Annotated in this window: 22 protein-coding genes and 1 pseudogene; 5 read left to right on the forward strand and 18 right to left on the reverse strand. The window is 37.5% G+C overall.

Going from position 1 to position 19,555, the window contains the following annotated elements; translation table 11 throughout:
• The first annotated feature begins 63 nt into the window (after window positions 1–63).
• Complete coding sequence (locus tag N0M92_RS07150) at window positions 64–663, forward strand: TetR/AcrR family transcriptional regulator (RefSeq protein WP_260285265.1); 600 nt, start codon at window positions 64–66, stop codon at window positions 661–663.
• Between the two features lie 351 nt (window positions 664–1,014).
• On the opposite strand, the gene N0M92_RS07155 is transcribed toward N0M92_RS07150, so the two are convergent.
• From N0M92_RS07155 to N0M92_RS07205, 11 genes are all read right to left on the reverse strand, one after another.
• Window positions 1,015–1,191: a DUF4083 domain-containing protein gene (locus N0M92_RS07155; protein WP_260285114.1), complete on the reverse strand. Its 177-nt coding sequence runs from the start codon at window positions 1,189–1,191 to the stop codon at window positions 1,015–1,017.
• A 326-nt stretch (window positions 1,192–1,517) separates the two neighbouring features.
• Window positions 1,518–2,318, reverse strand: coding sequence for a CPBP family intramembrane glutamic endopeptidase (locus tag N0M92_RS07160; protein WP_260285115.1), 801 nt, complete (start codon window positions 2,316–2,318; stop codon window positions 1,518–1,520).
• 508 nt (window positions 2,319–2,826) lie between these two features.
• Window positions 2,827–3,171: a hypothetical protein gene (locus tag N0M92_RS07165; protein WP_125163626.1), complete on the reverse strand. Its 345-nt coding sequence runs from the start codon at window positions 3,169–3,171 to the stop codon at window positions 2,827–2,829.
• 188 nt (window positions 3,172–3,359) lie between these two features.
• Complete coding sequence (locus tag N0M92_RS07170) at window positions 3,360–3,527, reverse strand: hypothetical protein (RefSeq protein ID WP_260285116.1); 168 nt, start codon at window positions 3,525–3,527, stop codon at window positions 3,360–3,362.
• Between the two features lie 156 nt (window positions 3,528–3,683).
• Entirely contained in the window at window positions 3,684–3,800 is a 117-nt protein-coding gene (locus N0M92_RS07175; protein WP_260285266.1) for a biofilm-forming protein, read from the reverse strand.
• A 298-nt stretch (window positions 3,801–4,098) separates the two neighbouring features.
• Window positions 4,099–4,533, reverse strand: coding sequence for a hypothetical protein (locus N0M92_RS07180; protein ID WP_260285117.1), 435 nt, complete (start codon window positions 4,531–4,533; stop codon window positions 4,099–4,101).
• Window positions 4,534–4,702: 169 nt separating this feature from the next.
• Window positions 4,703–5,494 (reverse strand): phosphotransferase, encoded by a 792-nt coding sequence (locus N0M92_RS07185; protein WP_260285118.1) that lies wholly within the window; start codon window positions 5,492–5,494, stop codon window positions 4,703–4,705.
• A gap of 170 nt (window positions 5,495–5,664) precedes the next feature.
• The gene (locus N0M92_RS07190; RefSeq protein WP_260285267.1) at window positions 5,665–6,153 is read right to left on the reverse strand and encodes a DUF6584 family protein; all 489 of its coding nucleotides are present in this window, start codon (window positions 6,151–6,153) and stop codon (window positions 5,665–5,667) included.
• A 144-nt stretch (window positions 6,154–6,297) separates the two neighbouring features.
• Entirely contained in the window at window positions 6,298–7,158 is an 861-nt protein-coding gene (locus tag N0M92_RS07195; RefSeq protein WP_260285119.1) for a transporter substrate-binding domain-containing protein, read from the reverse strand.
• A 152-nt stretch (window positions 7,159–7,310) separates the two neighbouring features.
• Window positions 7,311–8,135: an SAM-dependent methyltransferase gene (locus tag N0M92_RS07200; protein WP_260285120.1), complete on the reverse strand. Its 825-nt coding sequence runs from the start codon at window positions 8,133–8,135 to the stop codon at window positions 7,311–7,313.
• A 437-nt stretch (window positions 8,136–8,572) separates the two neighbouring features.
• Complete coding sequence (locus N0M92_RS07205) at window positions 8,573–9,664, reverse strand: GerAB/ArcD/ProY family transporter (protein ID WP_260285121.1); 1,092 nt, start codon at window positions 9,662–9,664, stop codon at window positions 8,573–8,575.
• 529 nt (window positions 9,665–10,193) lie between these two features.
• Between N0M92_RS07205 and N0M92_RS07210 the strand changes: the two genes are divergently transcribed.
• A complete protein-coding gene (locus tag N0M92_RS07210) occupies window positions 10,194–10,556 on the forward strand; it encodes a hypothetical protein (protein ID WP_260285122.1) in 363 nt (120 codons plus the stop codon).
• A 112-nt stretch (window positions 10,557–10,668) separates the two neighbouring features.
• Here N0M92_RS07210 and N0M92_RS07215 read toward each other — a convergent pair whose 3' ends face one another.
• Together N0M92_RS07215 and N0M92_RS07220 are read right to left on the reverse strand one after the other, a co-directional pair.
• Window positions 10,669–10,842, reverse strand: a complete 174-nt coding sequence (locus N0M92_RS07215) for a hypothetical protein (RefSeq protein ID WP_260285123.1) — start codon at window positions 10,840–10,842, stop codon at window positions 10,669–10,671.
• Between the two features lie 141 nt (window positions 10,843–10,983).
• A complete protein-coding gene (locus N0M92_RS07220) occupies window positions 10,984–11,424 on the reverse strand; it encodes a cell wall hydrolase (protein ID WP_192206696.1) in 441 nt (146 codons plus the stop codon).
• 422 nt (window positions 11,425–11,846) lie between these two features.
• On the opposite strand from N0M92_RS07220, the gene N0M92_RS07225 reads away from it, so the two are divergent.
• A complete protein-coding gene (locus tag N0M92_RS07225; RefSeq protein ID WP_260285124.1) occupies window positions 11,847–13,028 on the forward strand; it encodes a YhgE/Pip domain-containing protein in 1,182 nt (393 codons plus the stop codon).
• 46 nt (window positions 13,029–13,074) lie between these two features.
• On the forward strand, window positions 13,075–13,605 hold the full coding sequence (locus N0M92_RS07230; RefSeq protein ID WP_260285125.1) for a PadR family transcriptional regulator: 531 nt from the start codon (window positions 13,075–13,077) through the stop codon (window positions 13,603–13,605).
• A gap of 350 nt (window positions 13,606–13,955) precedes the next feature.
• On the opposite strand, the pseudogene N0M92_RS29435 reads toward N0M92_RS07230, so the two are convergent.
• Window positions 13,956–14,187 (reverse strand): annotated as a pseudogene (locus tag N0M92_RS29435) (DMT family transporter); the annotation flags it as partial.
• A 362-nt stretch (window positions 14,188–14,549) separates the two neighbouring features.
• Window positions 14,550–15,005 (reverse strand): hypothetical protein, encoded by a 456-nt coding sequence (locus N0M92_RS07235; protein WP_260285126.1) that lies wholly within the window; start codon window positions 15,003–15,005, stop codon window positions 14,550–14,552.
• A gap of 336 nt (window positions 15,006–15,341) precedes the next feature.
• On the opposite strand from N0M92_RS07235, the gene brnQ reads away from it, so the two are divergent.
• On the forward strand, window positions 15,342–16,682 hold the full coding sequence (gene brnQ / locus N0M92_RS07240) for a branched-chain amino acid transport system II carrier protein (protein WP_260285127.1): 1,341 nt from the start codon (window positions 15,342–15,344) through the stop codon (window positions 16,680–16,682).
• Between the two features lie 158 nt (window positions 16,683–16,840).
• Here the strand turns inward: brnQ and N0M92_RS07245 are convergent, their stop codons facing one another.
• The 3 genes from N0M92_RS07245 to sdaAB all read right to left on the reverse strand — a co-directional run bounded on the left by N0M92_RS07245 (window position 16,841) and on the right by sdaAB (window position 19,544).
• Window positions 16,841–17,362 (reverse strand): DinB family protein, encoded by a 522-nt coding sequence (locus N0M92_RS07245; RefSeq protein WP_260285128.1) that lies wholly within the window; start codon window positions 17,360–17,362, stop codon window positions 16,841–16,843.
• 603 nt (window positions 17,363–17,965) lie between these two features.
• Window positions 17,966–18,841, reverse strand: a complete 876-nt coding sequence (gene sdaAA, locus N0M92_RS07250; protein WP_260285129.1) for an L-serine ammonia-lyase, iron-sulfur-dependent, subunit alpha — start codon at window positions 18,839–18,841, stop codon at window positions 17,966–17,968.
• A 40-nt stretch (window positions 18,842–18,881) separates the two neighbouring features.
• Window positions 18,882–19,544: an L-serine ammonia-lyase, iron-sulfur-dependent subunit beta gene (sdaAB, locus tag N0M92_RS07255; protein ID WP_260285130.1), complete on the reverse strand. Its 663-nt coding sequence runs from the start codon at window positions 19,542–19,544 to the stop codon at window positions 18,882–18,884.
• Window positions 19,545–19,555: the final 11 nt, after the last annotated feature.

Below are 19,555 nucleotides of genomic sequence, written 5' to 3' on the forward strand. Positions count from 1 at the left end.
AGAAATACAACGTAACACTATGAAATGTAGCTTACTATTTGATGAGAAAGGAAAGAGATTATGATGGAAAAGAAAAAGCTTCACACAGACCCTCGCATACTCCGTACAAGACAATTAATTAAAGCTGCATTTGTTGAACTACTTGAGGAAATGGATCTCCAAAAAATAACGGTTAATCGATTGGCAGAGAGAGCAACCATCAATCGTGTTACCTTTTATCTACATTACCGTGATATTCCAGATATGTTAGAAAAGATGGCAGACGATATGATTGAAGACATTTCAACGATTTTTAGTAATAAAACAACGGACCAGACATCCTCTGATGAGATTAGTTGGAGAATAGTCGAAAATTTACTTGAGCATATAGCTGAACATTCGAATTTTTATAAGAACCTTCTGGCTTCTAAGAAAGTCCCTATCTTTAGAGAACGTCTAACCATGCTTTTAAGGGAGAGGATAGTTACTAAGATAGAGGAAAACGGTAGGTCATCCCACATTCTAACTGAAGTTGTAAAGGAAGACATTTTGATATGGTATGAAACTTCCGCTTTAATAGGCACAATCGTTTCATGGCTTCAAAATGATATGCCATATACACCGGCTTTCCTAGCGAAACAATTCTCTTTGCTTCACCAAAGGCGGATAAATGTAGAAAGTTAATCATTTATAAAATGTACCTATAATAGTGTAGATATATAGAACCTTTGCTCACACATTATGGTTTCTAGCTCTTGTTTATCAAATAGATTAAGCAAAAAAATGGTTTAAAAAACTCCAAATTCCAGAAGGTTTTCTAAAATCAATGGCTTATCTTTAGTGGGACCGGAATTTAAATTAATTTACTAACACACCTGAAATGTGTTTCCGTTCAGAACACTGAACGGTTTTTCTTTATTTTCGTCATTTATCTCCCCCGTGCAACAAGGTTTCTTCTTCAACTAGTTGCATAAAGTAAGAGCTGCCATAAAGACAGCTCCGATTTTCAGCTAGCGTACCTGTTAGAGAAAAAGATTAATTTTTCTTATCCTTTTCAAGTAAATCAATAATTCTATCAAGCTTTTGTTCGATATTTTCCGACCTTCTTGGTTGTTTGATAACGAGAGAACGAACAAGAAAAAATACACCAGAAAATATTCCAAATATAAAAATAAGGAAAACTAGTTGAAAAAATACATCGCCAATATTCAATTTCATTCCTACCTTTACAAGTATTGGTGATAGTGTACCATATTTTTTACTGCGCAGTTCTTTAACACTACGCTTAATGAACTAAACTGCCCCTTTAGTTGAACATGTAAAAATGCACACTAGAGTCATTTAATGCTTTCATAACACAATTGCACAATTATGCAATAACACAATTTAGTGATGAAAAGTTCAAATAAAAAAAGACAATTTCCCAAACAAACTTAGAAAATGTCCTTTGATATAATGGATTCGCCACTCCTGCAAGGACGTTTCGTTTATGTAAACGGCTATTCAACAAACTGGAATTTGGCGAACACGGATTATACTTATACTATTCGCCTTTTCTTTTTGTCGTATATCAAAACGGTTACAATTGAAACAAGAACAATCACAGCATTTGCGGCAATGGTTCCCGCCCAAGTCATAGTCATGGTTCCGAAGATGGGGGATGCCGCATTGAACATGGTGTGGAATAATACGCACATAAACACACTGCCTTTTCCTGATATTTTGTAGATTGTCCCGTTGAAAAACCGAAACGCAATGAGTTGAACTGCAAACATCCAAAAGTTAATGAGTCCCTCTCCGTGATTCGTCCCCGGAATGAAGAAAAGAGGGATATGCCATAAAATCCAAATAATTCCAACAAAAACAGAAGACAAAACAAAACCGTATTTTTTGTCAAGCTCAGGCTGCAATATGTACATCCAGCCAGCTTCCTCCAAGCCACCGATAATAAGATTACCAGGCAGGGAAAGGAAGAACATATAAAATGGAAGCACCATTTCCGTGCGGCCTGAAACTGCAATATGTATCAAAAAATACAGTGTAAGTCCTGCAACAACGAACAAATAGAGAGATATGCTATTTTTGGCATAAAAAACAGTTCTCAACCATTCCTTGAAACCTGCTATTTTGTTATTTTTCTTCAGAACGATATATGAAGCAATAGCCGGCGACAAAATATAGATTGCAAAAGGGATATTCATCCCGAATTGCTGTAACGAGTGAACCCAATTGTGAACCGAATATCCGAATTGCCCGAGAGCAATCAAAGCACCTGACACAAGATAGGCTATGCAAAATGTCAGCATCGTAAATTGTACTGTGATTTTTTTGTCTGTCACGATTTCTTCACCTCACATTTTAAATGTATACATTTAAATTTTAACGGATGGACGCTTTGACTTTTATCACCTAATGTTTGCTTTCTGCCAATTCAAAGTTGCGCTCCGCACAAAATATAAATAATCTCCATTACAAATTCTAATTTATCGACTTGTTTCTAAGCCCAATTATGGCACTATTTCGTGATACAGTTATTTTTCCGGTACTTCATTAGCTCATGCTTTATCAAGTAGTTAAGCATTACTTCCCAACTTATTAAACTAGACTGCTCCGTTAGCTCTATAAGGAAATAAACAACTTTATTATTTTTTAAAGGACTTTATTGTAAATTAAACTACTTTATTATCACTCTACAATTAGAATTCAAGGTACTAATTTCTATAGGATGAAGTCTAATTCCTTGTTGAACTATCCTGCCCCGTTAGTGCCATAAGAAAAGGCTGCCTTAAAGAAAGCTCTGATCCTAAGCTAAAGCACACGTTAGCCGAATAAGATATTTCCTTTATATTAATTCACTTTAAGGATGTCTAAATGCTTCGTTGTAGAAATCAAATCTATTTTATGATTTCCTTTTGTGTAAAAAACGGAAGCCCCTTCTCTTTCTCCCTTTTTCCATCCATTCGATTTAAGGACTAATTCATATCCAAATGGTATTCCATTTTCTTCCGATGCTTTTGACCAATCATAACTTTTCCCTTGTTCATTTTCCTGGACTAGCTCAGCATTTTTAGGAACTGGGAAGTCAAATGCATCTTTTGATGGTTCGTATAGGGATAACGTTATGAAATAATAAATGACTCCACCTATCAAAAGCGTAGCTAAAGTAAGTGTCCAACCAACCATTTTCTTCATTTTACTTACCCTTCCTTCATAGGTTGTTATTTGGATCGATACTCCAAACAACTATTTGTTTTCTACATATTCTATTCAAATTGTGGATTATCCTTGTTCAACTAAACTGCCCCTTTAGTTAATTAAGGGTTCTTTTTTTACAATCAGAAGGCCACCATTTGGCGGCCTTCTAAAAGAACTAAAAACAGTTAAAAGGCTTTAAAAATAATGTAGTTTGCCCAGTATGCAACTAAAATAATAATAATTGTAGTAACAATAACAAGCATTTTTTTACTGTGATTTCCAAATTCTTCCCTTTCCCTTATTTCCTCTCTGTATTTCATTTGTACCTTTTTCTTTTTATCATCTAATTTCATAGCAGGTAGACCCCTTAATGAAAATAATTTAAGTATATTTTACCATAAAAAACCATATTTGTTCTTCAACTAACCTGCCCCGTTAGTTCATTAAGGATTATTGTAGAGTTGATACAAACTGTGCAACAAAAAAAGGAACCAAAAGGTTCCTAATCATTACTTGTTATCCTTTATTTGATGTTTTTTAGGATTGTCTACTTTGAAAGTAGTTTCGGTTTCATGATCTTTATTGATTTGTTCCATACTTGAATTTTGAATTTCCTTCTTTGTCATTGATGCTTGGCTGGTGTTCGTGCTGGTGTTGGTGCTTTTGCTCGTGTTGATGTTTTTGCTGGTGTTGGTGCTTTTGCAGGTGTTGGTGCTTTTGCTTTCAGAGTTATTCACCACCTTATTTAATATTCTAATTATTTTGCCTAACAATTCTAGAACCATTCATAAAATAAGATGACAATTTCATCAATAATTAATTCAAACAAATATTAATGAACAGTCCGAATACCCTGTGCTTGTTGAACTATCCTGCTGCCCCTTTACTTCATTACCAGGAGCTGCTGATCAGCTCCTGAGCAATTTAATGGTATTGGAACCAAACAAACCATCCTTTTTCCTTACTTTTGGCTAAAAATATTTGACCTTGGGCTAAGTTAGCTCCAGGTGCTCTGGGAAAATCTAAACGTACAAGCCATGATTTTTCAGCAATTTCTTTGCCACAAAAGGTCTTTGCCATTCCAAAATAGTCTTCTTCTTCTTTATTGCCAACTGTTTTAGGAAAAGGTTTGGCGGTTACTACATCCCACTTAGTATATATGTTAGGAAAATCATCTAATCCAGTTCCATAAGTTTTTGGAATTAAAGTATTTAACGCTTCTATTACCTCTTTTTTATCCTTAATCGTTGTTTTCTCTAATTCACTTAACACAGGACATTCCTTAGGTTGTGCGTATCCTTGAATTGAACCAAAAAAAAACATCGGAATGGCAATGATCAATATATATAGCATTTTCATAAAACTCACCTCAGAAGTTATCTTTCCTAATTTTAAGAAAAATAGTCCAGTTTTTGAGGTGTAAAAGCTCAATTGTTCTTCAACTAACCTGCCCCTTTAGTTGCATAAAGAAAGAGCTGCCTTAAAGTCAGCTCTGATCTCCAGCTAGCGTTCAACAAATAATCCACACTTAAATCCACTCTTTTCCATGTTCACGAATGAATGTAATATCGTTTTGATAATGTTCAAGATGCCCTTCATCTATCATCATTTGAAAGGCAATGTCACCTTCACTGGCTTTTCTTGTAATGGTTTTACATAACCCTTCCAATCGCAGCAATACCATTCCCAAATAATCTTCTTCTATTTCCTCACCGTAAGATTCAAAAAACAATCTAACTCTTTGTTTTATACGGTTAGCGTGCTGTAATGAATCATAATTAACTTTCTCACCAGTTTCAGAAAGATTAAATCTACTTAAGGGGACAACCGTATAAAGAGTGTACGCTATATCCCAAAGTTTTGGACCAGGTCCAGCGACATCGAAATCAATAATACCTATTGGTCTTTCATGTTTAAAAATAATGTTATATACCGCAAAATCATTATGGCATAGTACCTCAAATTGTTGGGGGGTGTTATCTATCGATTGCCAGCTATCATCAAATGAAAAATCGCTGACAGAATCATGATAAAGACGGAGCATTTTCGCTATTTCCATTAAGACATCATCAGACCGCATGTATTCTTTTAAAGGATAATTACCAGCTTCTCCTTCAATAAATGATAATACCTCCCTTCCTTTTTCATCAATACCTAAAAACTTTGGAGCATAGCTGAAACCCTTGTTCTCCAAATGCTTTAATAGCTTATGAACTCTAGGACTATCTGGCTTTAATTCCCGTCGCACAGTATCTCCCGAACGATAAACGTTAGAGAAATTCCCTCCTGTCAGCATTTCTTCGTTATCATGGTTTGACATCTAAATATCCCCCTAAATATGACTTTCCTTAACCCGTAAAATAAATCCTATTTGTTAAACTAACCTGCCCCATTTGTTGCATAAGAAAAGGAGCCTCCTGGTAATGAAGTGAAGGACTGTTAGCTGAAGAACAACTACTATAAATACCTTTCTTGAAAAGATTCCAGGGATCAAAAAATCCAGCTAAAGAGGGTGTAAATTCCGATTAATGTAAAGAAGATGATTAATATTAATATCGTGATACACCCAATAGGAAATAACTTATCCCCCAATGTCTCATCAGGTTCTTCCGTCAACTTTTCTTTAACTTTATTTTGTATAGGAGAACCTGCTTCATCTTGCAGTCTTTTAATAATTTCACTATCTCCTTTGAACTTTAGAACTCTGGCTATTCCAATAGGATCGTTACCCATGGATTTTTCGAACTGAATGCACGCATCCACCATTTCAGGTGTCTTATTCTTTTCTAGATACCAATAGCGACCGGCCATCGAGGGATATTTTAATGCAAAATAGATATCGCCTAACTTTTTGCGGAGTTCCAATTCATCTGGATAGGTGATAATTAACCCGTGTATTCTATCTCTTGCTTTGCCTAAATCATTATTTTTAATGTCCTCTTCTATCTTCTTTAAAGTTTTAACAGGTATTTTTTCTATGAATACTCCTCCTTCATCTATTTATTTATAGTTGAAATAATCCGAAACAAATTCTTTTATTTATATACTGCCCCTATACTTCCTGAAGAAAAAGGGGAAGTAATTGCTCTTCTATCCTAGAAACTGACCACACATCTCTATATTCTATTCCATCCACTTTTTGTAGAGGGCATCAAATTTTCCCTGTAGCTTCATTTCATCCATCCACATTTCCAAGTAGCTTGCATAAATGAAATCACCTCTCGGGATCATATAACCTTTTTCACTGTTTGTGAAAGGCTTGTCAGTTTGAGCCGCATACAGTCTGGAATCAGCTTTTGCATACAGCATTGCTTCTACTGTATCAGTGATCATGACATCATACGTACCTTCTGCCACAAGATGTGGGATATCAAGGTTGTTTTGTACAACGGTTACGTTAGCATTGCTTAGATACTGACGGACAAATTCCTCGTTTGTTCCGCCTGGATTTACGCCGATGCGTACAGAAGACTTGTTGATATCCTCAATGGAAAGATACTTGTCTTTATCTTCTTTGCGAATTAATGGTACCTTACCGAATGAAAGGTAACCTTGGGATACATAAGCGCTTTTTTGTCTCGCTGTATTGCGAGTCACACCGCCCACAGCGATATCGAATTTGTCCGCTTCCAGGTCTTTCAACATCGCAGGCCATGTGGTGGCGACAAATTTCACCTTTACACCAAGATCTTTGCCAAGTTCTTTGGCAGCGTCCACGTCAAATCCCTCATACTCATTTGTTTCCGGATTTAAATAGGTAAAAGGTTTGTAGTCGCCGGTCATTCCTACCCGAATGTATCCACGTTTGATTATTTCATCAAGCTGGGAAGCCTCGACCTTTTTCAAATGCCCTGGGGCCTTTTCTGATGCTGGTTCAGCCGAGACGTTTTGCGAGGAGATCAGATCGTGACCGACGTACCCTGTACCTAGCAAGGATAAGCTGATCACTCCAGCCATAAGTGTTTTTTTCCAATTGTTGAACATGTGATTTTACCTCCATTTTTTATATTTTTAATTCATCTACCAATTATTAAAAATACAACAAAATAAATGAATCACCTTCAAAAACAAACACTTTTTTATATTAAGGTTGAATTAGCGTAGCAGTTGAACTGAACCATCCAATGAGGAACTTATTACTTTGCACAAATAATGAAACTATTTAATGATTTTTCATTTCCATTTGAAGTGTTCATCAATTCATAATAACTAGTTATCAACGGTTGCATCATGGAAGGAACTTTAATAAAATCTGCACGGATGCTATTTGCATAATTTTTTTCCCATTGACCGTCTTGTAATAAGGTTGCATCGACTGTATGTTGTTTTACCACTTCAAAATTTGCTTGCTGGAGTAGCTGGTGAATTTGAGTTTTATGAAACAAGTTTTGGATATTCCCTTCATTCTTTACGAAGTTTGAATACAATGCCAAAATGGAAACTGCACAAAAATGGGAACGTTGCGTAATGCAGGTAAAATCGAGGTCCCATTCTGCAAAACATATATGTTTTGCCAAACCACGAATTTTTTTAAAGTAATTCAATAAATCTTCCGGTTGCTTGAAATACCATGAACAATGGGATAATACCGCCACATCAAATGGCATAGTCGATTCAAAAAAATCAAAATCCATTTCAAAATGGAAGTCAATACGTTCTCCTAATAGAGATTTCTCAATACGTTCAGCTGCTTGACCTAAAGTTAACGGTGCCCCGTAATCGGGACTAGCGATATCTATTGCGACAACACATCCGTTTTCTCCTACCGCATCGGCTAATGCAACGGTTGTATCGCCCTGCCCGCAACCTATTTCTAATACGCGCATTCCTTTTTGAATCCCAAATGCTTTTACTAATTCCAAACGGTGCTGCAACTGAACTTGTTGTATCGAATCATCGTCAAATAATGGATATTTCGATAAAAAGGACATTGTTTTTTCATTTAGTTGAAATGACTTCACGTATTATTCACCTCACATTTTTGTGATTGGTTCATCAACAATGAAAAAGACTGCCTCAGTAATCTCCCTTATTGAAGTAAAGCATCTAAATTGTTTATCTGTTAACTAGTAGCATAAAGATTGAATCATACTTATAACATCGTCATGATGATCATTTATGATTACATCCAAGGAAAGGCCTTTAATTTGTAGTAACTGGTTGTTTTCAACTCCTCAGTTCCTGTTACGATGTCTACCAATATTATACTTTAAATAGACTATATCCGAACTATCCTGCCCTGTTTGCTTCATAAGAAAAGGAGCTGCCAAAGCAACTCCTGTTTAAAGTAATAGTATATTTCACGATTTGTTGAGGTAATTATAACCATTACCGGCGAGGAGGCTTGTCAGACAGTCGGCGGAAAGGGAGCGGATTTCGGAATGGAATGATAATTGGATCATAAACGTTTCCTCCGCTTCTTTATGCTAAGTAAAACCAAAAGAAGAGGCAAGTATAAAACAAGGAAGGACACGCTGTATGGATTGATCATTTTATTTAATATATGTAAGGATTCGACATCGAAAAAGAATATATTGACGAGTAGTATGATCATGAACATTACCCATAAAGGATACTTTTGCTGGACGTTGAATAAGCGCTTGATCCCCCTGCTGGCAGCCCACAAAGGAAGGACCATGTTAGTTATAATAACAATGTTCCACCAAGAAACCGTTATGTATTCGAAACGTTGAATAAAGGGCAATTCAATGATGCTGGTCAATGTGAGTGTTGGCCATAGGGTAAGGGCCAACTGTTTCTGTGAATAAAAGACTGTCGAAACAAAATAAAGTAATAGGAGCAACAACGTAGTGGTCAAGGCCCCTCCATGGGCATACTTTTGTGATGTTTCAGGATTTTTGATGAACGGATAAAACATCAGGATCATTTCAAAACCAAGCATTGATAATGAAGTACTTCTGGTTCCTTTCATTATTTCGAATAACGTATGATCAAAAATAGGGAGAAAACTGGTGAAATCAGCGTATTTAAAACCATATAGAGGTATAAATAAAAGCCAGAATGAAACAATTACACTTAAGAAGGCAATACCTGTAATGGTTCGGAACCCTCCCGTAATGATGTAATAAATCATGGCCAGGAAAACCAAAGCAAAGGCCCAGGAAGGTACCTCTTTAAACATCCAAACATGAAGGACATTTATATAGCCGATTATGATCGTCATTCCTAGGACGAAAAAGTACAGAATGAATAAGAGACTAAAGAAATTCCCAATCCATTTACCCAATGCATGATTATTGGCAGAAATGATATCACCGGGAACAATACTGAAAATCTTATATATTAGCCAAATTAAAAGATGAACAATCAGTCCGGCTAGGATTATGGAGATCCAGCCATCCGTCCCCGTCGCCTTGGCTAAATCTCTTTGAAAGTTCAACACCCCTAATCCTGTTTGCATGGAATGCATGATAAAAAACACATAGAATGGCGATACCTTATACTTTTCATTCACACCAGCTTGGTTCATAATGTACCCTCATTTATATCAATCGTATTTCCTATATTAATAATCTGGCTTTTACAGGAGTAATTTATTCAAAAGGACACAAACGTTAAATACAGTTCGAACCACCCTCAATAAACTAATCACCATCTTACGACTGCTTTGGAATTCTTAGTATTTCAACAACAACGCCAACAGAAAGGAAGGTTGCATTTCTAAAATCTTTAACCTTCTTTTCTATCTAAAGATCATAGGTATCCTTCCTCATTTTGAAGGATCCAAGGTTTTCAATATCTATCTTTATATTAAATAATAATAAATTGGCTTAATTCGGATTAGCGGAAGGATCTCCCCAATTGAAATCCGGAGCCACGTCAATTAAAGGACAACCCAACACGAGGCCTGCTCTATAATGCAGCCCTACACTGATAATCATCACTTCCTTGTTACAGGAAAGCACGACCACTGTAAAGATGTTTAAAATATTGGCCCATAGCACAATAATATAAGCAACGTATATCTGTCTTTATTCCACCAAAGGAGGAAGAACCATTTGAAGATTTCATCAATATCATTCAAAGGACCTCCAGTTTCCCATGAATTTCCTACCCTCTATGAAGGTTTAGGGCTGCCTGAGGTATCTTCGTTCATTCAGCAACGATTTGAATTTGCATATACCTTGGGGGAAGTGGAAAGAATCGGGTATGGCAGCATTCGCTTTTATAAAAGGCAGGGGGATTTCGAAGTACATATATCTGATAAGTTGCCAGGAGTGGGGCCAATAAAGCTCCGGAAATTAAAGGGCCTGTTACTGGAGGAAGCCATAACGGCTTTCATCGAAAATATTGAATCCGAACCAGAAAAGCGGAAGGTGTACTACGCCGAATTTCGTCGCACTGGGAAAGACGCTGAATAAGTGTGCTGTTCCACAAACCAACGGCCTGTTTACGGAAGATCATTGTTATCTTGTTGGATTCGTTTTATTTATACGAATAAAACAAGGCTGCCGCAGCAACCTCCAACTCGTTTTATTTATCATTATCTAAATCATCATCAAGAAAAGACCTTTTATCTGCTTTAACTCCATACTTTTTTTCAAGCAATTGACCAATATTTGAATTGTTAATTCCTTTTCTTACTGCTGTTTCAATAACTATATAGAGAATGAATAAACCAACCACAAAAAATATAATATCCTTCACTAAAACTCCCCCAAATAACACGACATTATTCCCTTTATTTTATCATAAAATCCAGAATTCCCTGTTGAAGTGCCCGTTTGATGCATAAAAAAAGGAGCTGCTGTCCAGCTCCTTAAATGGTAATAATTGCACCTGGATCGCCTAACCGGTATAAACACTTTCACATGTTCCAGGTTTTGGTTCATAATAACAATGATTTTTAAATTGACCAGCAAATGGTTGATCGTACCATGTTGGAGGGCATGGAGCATATGGATTGAAATACCAAAGCGCATATTTCCCTGGATGTTGTCTCCAATATTCCAGATTCTGTTTTGCTAATCTTTTTTCAGCAGTTCTCGCTCTTTGATAGAATACATTGCCTTTTTGAACAGCTTCAAAAGAATAATTTCCTCCTTGTACATGAAAAATGACTTGTGGAATGGTTCTTAAATCTTTAAAGTCCAAACAATTTGCTTGAAGACGATTAACTATTACATTTCCAACATATAACATTCCTTGCAGTCCTTCACCTTCGGCTTCAGCTCTCATCATCCTTGCCATTAAGTCGACGTCCGAACTTCGGTAACTTACTCTTGCCATTTTTTCACCCCAAAAATATCGTATGAAAAAAAGCCTGCATTAATGCCATGGTTCATGAAATAAGCATGCTTAGATTTTTATAGCTTTCCGTTTTTAAACAAGACGAAAACTTAAGGACAGCTTAATCACACAAAAATTGTTCCGGCAGAGTAAATCAATAACAAACACATAATTAACCGAAATCGCTTGTCGTGTTTAGCGAAAAATTTGCAGCAATTTTAATGTAATGTCCTCAAAGAATGTAAAAGTTACTCCCAACAAAAAGAAGGTTTTTGCTGGGAGTTTTTTGTATGCATAAAAAATTTTCAATTGACTTTTTGAGTAAATTAAAATAAAATTCAAAGTACTTCATTTTAAATACTCTAATTAGAGTACTCTAAATTAAGTATTATACTATTAAATCAAAAGGATGGATCCAACATATGAAATTTACTGCATTCTTAAAAACAAGAGGTGCATCTGCGGCAATCTTTATGGGGATTTTCTATGCAATTGCCATGCTTGGCATCTTCTTGCCTGGGTATACAGCCATTCCAGGAAACGTCGATAAATTACCGATCGCCATCATCAATGATGATGCCGGGGAAAATGGGGCGATGATTGCCGATCAGTTAAAAGAAAATTTACCCTTTAAAGAAATCAAGACGGATATAACCAATAAACAAGCCTTACAAGATTTAGAGAAAAATGACTTAGCATTAGTCGTACACATCCCGAAAACCTTCTCTGCGAATATGCAAAAAGGTGAAGCATCATCAAGCATTGACTTTACAATCAATGAGGCAGGGGCAACAGCCGTTTCTTCTACCATGAAATCTGTCGTTACTGAAATTAACAATCAGTTAAGCACACAATTCTCACAGCAAACGGCCAAGGGCGTATTGATGAACTTTAATGTACCGGAAAAGCAAGCAGCTGAATTAGCGGAAAAGATTGAGAAATCCTATGTAGGAAATGTGGTTACAATTAACAAGATACCAGATGGCATGAATAACAATATGCTGCCTATGTTCTTGACAATGGCCGGTTATGTCGGGGCGATGATCGGTGCGATGCAAATAGTGGGTGCATTTAGAGCCAGCCGTGGAAAAGCTAGTAAAACACGTTTATTCATGTATGTGCAATTAACAGCGTTATTGATTGCAGTGGTTTCATCACTCATCGCTGTAGGTGTAGCGTATTTAATTGACAAGCCAAGCGGTGACCTATTCTTCGGTATAGTAGGTCAACAAATACTGAACTATATGGTTTGTTTTAACTTCACCGCGATTTTAATCTTCTTATTGGGTGAAGGCGGAATGATTTTAAACTTACCGATTTTATTAATGCAAACAATAGCAAATGGTGCCACCATCTCACGTGATATGATGCATTTACCATATGAATGGATGAGCCACATTTCCCCGATGTATTACTCGGTGCAAGCTTACTTTGCAAACCTATATGGCAGCATCAGTCCAAGTCCGTATATTTGGTCAATGGCTGCGGTTGGTGCCGCTGCGATGGCAATTAATATGGCGATTGTCGCGTTTATACAAAAACCGATGCCAGGAGAGGGTTCTGAAACAGAAGTCGAAAAGAAAGCGGCTGAAATCACAGCTTAAGTTTTGCTACAATAAGGAGATGATACTTCTTAAAGGAGCGTAGAAAATGTCCATTCAAATTTTTATATTGAGCAAGCTGATGGAAGATAAAAATTATCCTTATAAATTAAAAAAGCAGCTTTCAGAACCCATTCCGTTGGATCGCCTAGGCGGGTTAACAGAAAGTAAACTATACTACCATTTTGAATCATTGGTAAAACAAGGTTTAGTCGAACCAGTTGAAGTGATAAAAGAAGAACATCGGCCTGATAAACAAGTATATGCGATTACCGATAAGGGTCGCGAAGAACTACCAAAGAAAATCTATAAATTATTTGAAAGTGCGGATGAAATTAAGGATATGATTGTTGGTTTAGCCAACATCAAGTATGTAGATCGGGATAAACTAGTAGATATATTAGAAAAAAAGGTAAAGTCCATCAAGGCACTTTGGGAGCACCTTGGGAATTTCGAGCCGGAACCTAAAGGCAACGAGAATATTCGTGAATTTTTGGATGGCTATTTTTCGACCAAAACAGATCACACAATATATTGGTTTGAAGAGTTAATTAGAAGGATCAAGCTAAAGGAATTGTAAATTTCCCTTTTGGTGGGCATTCCAAGCTTCAGATTAAAAAACAAGATTTACGTGCAGATGGCGGTACTGCAACGAATGTAGCGAAATTAGCTCAATCACATAAACAATAATAAAAGCTATGTGAAAACTTATATTCACATAGCTTTTATTTTATATTACAAATAAAAAAACTTGCTTGGAATGAGCAAGTAACCATCAGTCAAAAGGAGTTCAATCCGTGGAAAAAACGTGTCCCATAGTTGTGAAAAAAAAGGCACAATTAAAAGTAAAGCCACCCATTCTTGTTACACTGACCTGCCCCTTTAGCTCTCCATAAGAAAAAGAGCTGTAAAAGCAGCTCCCTGTAAAGATTTATTTAATAACATTAACTGCGTAAAATGCAGGTGCAACTAACCCGAAAAGGATCCCAAGTAGCTCATCTTTACCAGAGGCGCTAATGCCGTTTCCCATAATCAATAATTTACCTAATCGCTACACCGATACAACAGCTTTTTTAATTGGTAAAAGCTCCTTAAGTACAAATGGTGAGAGGACCATGACAAACACTGGCGCAAAATAATAACCCAGTGTTGTATGATCGTATTATGTGCAATTAAAGAAGCTACACAGTCCAATTAAACTTTGTACTTGAACTAACCTGATTACTTGTATCCCTAGCTACCTGGAAATCAATAGCATTTCTACCTCCTTACTCCACGAGATCTGGGATTTCATTTATCATTTTCCCTGTTTCTTTTTCCTTCAAAATATATGAATGCCGATAGAACAATGATTGCAAGTAACACAATGTCAGTTAACCAAGATAAATCCAAATCCGTGATAAACTTAACCGTACTTATTATAGGAAGCCCTAATAAGAAAATTAGTAAGAAAACATCTTTTTTACTTTGTTTCCGTTTTTCAAAGAACAATCCATTATAAAACACCCCCTTAATTTTTCCATTCTAAAGTCCGCCGTCTAAACCGTCAATCTTTATCCCTCTGCTCCAATCACGGGTGACTTTTAATTCATTATCGATGATGGTTATCGTGAGCTCTCCTTCTTTCTTATAAATCTTGGATGAATTCTCGTCATAAACCTTAAATACCGTTGTGTATGTGTAATCCACTGTGCCATCTTGATTTATACTTTGTTCTTCAAGCTTCACACTTTGCACTTCGATGCTTTTCTTGATTTCTTTGGCTACCAGGGCAGGCATTGAATAAAAACGGTTAAGAATTTGGGCATTATATTCATCTTCTGATAAATATCCTTTAATATTTTCTGCAATTTCATCAAAGGTTGGAGGATTGGCCGGATCTTTAATGGTATATCGTGCAGTATAATAGCCTTTAAATAACTTTTCTGCCTCTCCCAATTTGACCGCCTTTCCCTCTTTAACAGGGCTCCTCCCTATCATTTCAACGTTTTCCTTGACCACTTCTTGTTACATGCACCTGCACTGAATAACAACAAAAAGCTAAGAATTTTTTGAATGTCAGCTCCCTCATTTCCTTTTACCATTCATTTGTTCAAAAATGAATTTCATTAGTATGACCAGCCTTTAAATGTTCAAAATAATGTTAGGGCGGACCACTGATCATCAGGGGAAATAATAAAAAACAAAAAATATATTGAAATATTAATTTAATTTAGATATAATACGATACGGTCTTGAAATTAGTCTGTGTATAATTTTTAGAAAATTTAATAATTTTCTAAAATAGCAAATTTTGGTTTTTTCGGAGGGTTTATTTTGTCTAATAAGGTACCATTTTCATTTATAGTAGTGATTGGGTTAATGTTATTTGCCCTTTTCTTCGGGGCAGGTAATTTAATTTTCCCGCCAATGCTTGGTCAATCAGCAGGTACGAATATCTGGTCAGCCAATGCAGGGTTTTTGGCCACAGGAGTAGGATTACCGTTACTTGGTGTGCTGGCACTCGGTTTTTCTGGAAAGGATGACTTACAATCATTAGCGAGCCGCGTCCATCCAGTCTTTGGTATTGTATTCACAACTGTTCTTTATTTAGCCATTGGTCCATTATTCGCAATGCCTAGAACAGGAAACGTTTCTTTTGAGATCGGTGTAAAACCTTTTTTACCTGAAGAGTCAGGTCCACTGCCTTTACTTATTTTCACCGTCATCTTTTTCACGGTTTCGTGTCTTCTTTCGCTCAATCCCGCGAAAATTGTCGAAATTGTGGGGAAAGTTTTGACACCCATCAAGTTGACATTCATTGGAATCCTGGTAGTTGTCGCTTTCGTTAATCCAATTGGAGATTTCCAAGCACCTGCCGAGCACTATATGGTTCAACCATTTTTCAATGGGTTTAGAGAGGGATATTTAACGATGGATACTCTTGCATCTTTTGTTTTTGGCATCATCATCATTAATGCCATTAAAGAAAAGGGTGCTAAAACAAAGAAACAAATAATGATCGTTTGTGGAAAAGCAACTGCGATTGCGGCTGTTATCCTAGCTACCATTTACACAGCTCTTTCTTACATGGGTGCTTCAAGCGTCGAGAAACTTGGACACTTGGATAATGGAGGCGTTGTTTTGGCAAAAGTCTCGGATTATTACTTTGGAGCATATGGCGGGCTATTATTAGGATTAATGATCACAGTAGCTTGTATAACGACAAGTGTAGGACTCATTACATCTTGCTCGACGTACTTCCATAAGCTATTTCCAAATCTGCCTTACAAAACAATTGCCATAAGTTTATCCATATTCAGTGCAATAATTGCCAATATTGGACTAACCCAGTTAATTGCCATATCTGTCCCGGTAATGACAGCCATTTATCCATTAGCCATTGTTTTGATCTTCTTAACTTTTCTTCACCCTTTATTTAAAGGTAGACCTGAAGTATATCAAGGCAGCTTACTTTTAACATTCATCGTCAGTTTATTCGATGGATTAAATGGAGCAGGTGTACACATTTCATTCATCAATGATTTCTTCACCACAATACTTCCTATGTATGAGGCAGGACTAGGATGGATCATCCCTGCCATTGTTGGAGGATTCATTGGGTATGCCAGCAGCGTCTTGCGTGCGAAATTCGGTCATAATCACCAAATACATTAAATGATATAAAACCGGTCCAGGCATATTAACTGTAGACAAATTCGAAGAAAAGCGAGTTTGCCTACAGTTTTTTTCTTTGCAAAACGTTTCACTGGATTTCCCCATTCCGCCGACTGTCTGCCAAGGCTTCTCTTCGCAAGCCAGTTATTCGGCAAGAGTCATTCATTCCGTAATTTCCTTAGCAATTGAAAAATCTGCCCCCTATGATGTGCTTCATGTTCAATCAAATGGTAAACGACCCATTCAGGTGTGACGTCATATTGTTCAAGTACCCTCGGTTTACGCCAATCCGTTAGGTCCATTGTACGAAAGTTTGAAAGAAATACTTCACGTACCTTATTGAGGCGGTAGATATGTTCTTCCAATGTTTGTCCTGCAATGTGGCTTAGGGAGTCATCTTCAGTACGGCATCCAAATGGAAACAATGCGCGTATTTCCGAATCCCATTCCGTAACAAGAACCTCTTCGTATAACCAATCCGCCTCTATCAACGCTATGTGATATAACAGCGAGCCAATCGTTTGCCTTTCATCGATTTTCGTATCTAGTGAGTTTTGGCTGATTCCAGTCAATCCCGAAATGAGAGTACGGCGAACATCTTCTAAGCACCATAACCATCGCCCAATTTCCTCTTCATATCCCGGTAATGCAGATACCAGTAATGCTCTTCTCTCCATCATGATCCTCCTCCTCTTCATGAACGTACATTCTATTTAAATGTGTTGTTTCCTTCTTTTAAATGGAAAAATTATCTTTTAGGGCAGAACAAAAAGAGCAATCTTTTAGATTGCCCTTTCGCTTGTTCCTGATTGTATCGTTTATGTCATCGATATCGTAGACCGAAATTAACTCCCCAAAAAGAGATTGGCTCTCATCTCCTCTGTTATACGCCTGCTTTGTAGATAATCCTGTTCCCGTTCTTGTTCAACCATCATGCGTTGCTCCAGTTTTTGAGCATATAGTGCATAGCCGATTCCATGAGCCTGAAACATCGCTTTTTCCATTGCCGACGTGTACGTTAATTCGAGAAAATTAATGAAGAATCAATCCTTCCCATAGTAAATTTCGTACTCATCTTATCATGGTTAGTGCTAACTCACAAAGTTGCTACAGCTCCATATTCACTGATAATTCAGAATTTTAAACAGCTGTTTCTATCTCCGTGTACAGAAACGCCAAATCCCTCCATCTTCCTCTAATTTCCTTTTTCCATTTGCAAAATGACCATGTTGAAACAAATTAAAAGTCCCATTAACAACAGGTTTGTTAATGGGACTGAATGTTTATTTATATGAACCGAAAATTTCCTTTGCCAATCTGCGCCCAGTAGGAGTCGCAGCCAGGCCGCCCTCTGCCGTTTCGCGAAGTGCAACCGGCATGGTCAATCCTATTTTATACATGGCATCGATCACTTCGTCACATGGAATGCGGCTCGTAATGCCTGCAAGCGCCATATCAGCTGCTGTTATCGCGTTGGATGCCCCCATTGCGTTACGTTTCACGCAAGGAACTTCGACCAATCCAGCCACTGGATCACAAACCAGTCCTAGCATATTTTTCAATGTGATCGCCATCGCTTCTGCAGCTTGGCTTGGCGTACCGCCGGCCAGTTCTACTATCGCAGCAGCGGCCATTCCACTTGCCGAGCCCACTTCTGCTTGGCAGCCACCAGCCGCTCCAGAAATGGAAGCATTGTTTGCAACCACGAAACCGAAGGCAGCGGAAGTGAAAAGAAATTCAATCATCTCTGCTCGGGTCGGGTTTAATTTTTCTTTCACGGCAAATAATGTACCGGGAACAACGCCTGCCGAACCTGCAGTCGGAGTCGCACAAATCATTCCCATTGCTGCATTCACTTCGTTCGTCGCAACAGCTTTACTTACCGCATCCAATAATAAATCGCCTGCGAGCGCCTTGCCCGACTTGATATAATTTTGCAAAAGAACGGCATCCCCGCCCGTTAGGCCTGTAACGGATTGCACACCTTTCAGGCCTCTTTCCACCGCTTGTTCCATCACTGTCAAATTCCTGTCCATCTTTTTAATGATCTGTTCTCTCGACAGGCCTGAGAATTCCATTTCTTGTAAAATCATGATTTCCGCGATTTTTACTTTTTTACTTTCAGCAAGTTCAACCAACTCTGCTACATTTCGGAACATGTTTTTACCTCCATATCTATGCCAACACTTTTAATGTTTATCATTCAACCATCCTTATGACTTGCGACACGTTTTCCAATCCTTCAATTTCCTTCATGATATCGCTCTTGATTTTCTGATCGACTTCAATCACCATGAGGGCCATCTGACCTTTTTCTTTTCGTGAAACTTCCATATGTCCAATGTTAATTTCATGGTTCGCCAATACTGTCGAAACGGAAGATATGATTCCAAACACATCGTTATGCACGACTAAAATAGCTGGGTTTTCACCCGACAATTTAAGCTTGAACGTATTCAATTCCGTTATTTCTATCGTTCCGCCGCCAATCGAGATCCCAACAAGTTCCAATTCTTTATCTTCGTCGAACAGTTTGATCTTGACTGTATTAGGATGATCCATCACAGTATCCTCGATTGTAAAGGTAACTTCCATGCCGGCTTCTTCCGCAATCGTTAAAGAGGCAGGGATTCGTTCATCATCCGTATCAAAATCCAATATCCCGCCTACGACAGCGACATCCGTACCGTGTCCCCTGTATGTTTTTGCAAAAGAACCATATAAAGAAATGATGGCTTTCTTCGGTTGCTTTCCGAATAATGTCCTTGCTACTCTGCCAATTCTGGCAGCTCCTGCTGTATGTGAGCTTGAAGGTCCAATCATGACGGGACCGATTATATCGAATGCAGATCTGTATTTCATCGTGTAATGCC

It is taken from the genome of Peribacillus aracenensis (assembly GCF_025175645.1).
GTDB lineage: Bacteria > Bacillota > Bacilli > Bacillales > DSM-1321 > Peribacillus > Peribacillus aracenensis.

Excerpts from the sequence above, each read along its gene's own strand:
- N0M92_RS07150 (WP_260285265.1), top strand. The coding sequence starts at position 64 with ATGGAAAAGAAAAAGCTTCACACAGACCCTCGCATACTCCGTACAAGA.
- N0M92_RS07165 (WP_125163626.1), bottom strand. The coding sequence starts at position 3,171 with ATGAAGAAAATGGTTGGTTGGACACTTACTTTAGCTACGCTTTTGATA.
- N0M92_RS07170 (WP_260285116.1), bottom strand. The coding sequence starts at position 3,527 with ATGAAATTAGATGATAAAAAGAAAAAGGTACAAATGAAATACAGAGAG.
- N0M92_RS07175 (WP_260285266.1), bottom strand. The coding sequence starts at position 3,800 with ATGACAAAGAAGGAAATTCAAAATTCAAGTATGGAACAAATCAATAAA.
- N0M92_RS07180 (WP_260285117.1), bottom strand. The coding sequence starts at position 4,533 with ATGAAAATGCTATATATATTGATCATTGCCATTCCGATGTTTTTTTTT.
- N0M92_RS07185 (WP_260285118.1), bottom strand. The coding sequence starts at position 5,494 with ATGTCAAACCATGATAACGAAGAAATGCTGACAGGAGGGAATTTCTCT.
- N0M92_RS07195 (WP_260285119.1), bottom strand. The coding sequence starts at position 7,158 with ATGTTCAACAATTGGAAAAAAACACTTATGGCTGGAGTGATCAGCTTA.
- N0M92_RS07205 (WP_260285121.1), bottom strand. The coding sequence starts at position 9,664 with ATGAACCAAGCTGGTGTGAATGAAAAGTATAAGGTATCGCCATTCTAT.
- N0M92_RS07220 (WP_192206696.1), bottom strand. The coding sequence starts at position 11,424 with ATGGCAAGAGTAAGTTACCGAAGTTCGGACGTCGACTTAATGGCAAGG.
- N0M92_RS07225 (WP_260285124.1), top strand. The coding sequence starts at position 11,847 with ATGAAATTTACTGCATTCTTAAAAACAAGAGGTGCATCTGCGGCAATC.
- N0M92_RS07230 (WP_260285125.1), top strand. The coding sequence starts at position 13,075 with ATGTCCATTCAAATTTTTATATTGAGCAAGCTGATGGAAGATAAAAAT.
- N0M92_RS07235 (WP_260285126.1), bottom strand. The coding sequence starts at position 15,005 with ATGATAGGGAGGAGCCCTGTTAAAGAGGGAAAGGCGGTCAAATTGGGA.
- N0M92_RS07245 (WP_260285128.1), bottom strand. The coding sequence starts at position 17,362 with ATGATGGAGAGAAGAGCATTACTGGTATCTGCATTACCGGGATATGAA.
- sdaAA (WP_260285129.1), bottom strand. The coding sequence starts at position 18,841 with ATGTTCCGAAATGTAGCAGAGTTGGTTGAACTTGCTGAAAGTAAAAAA.
- sdaAB (WP_260285130.1), bottom strand. The coding sequence starts at position 19,544 with ATGAAATACAGATCTGCATTCGATATAATCGGTCCCGTCATGATTGGA.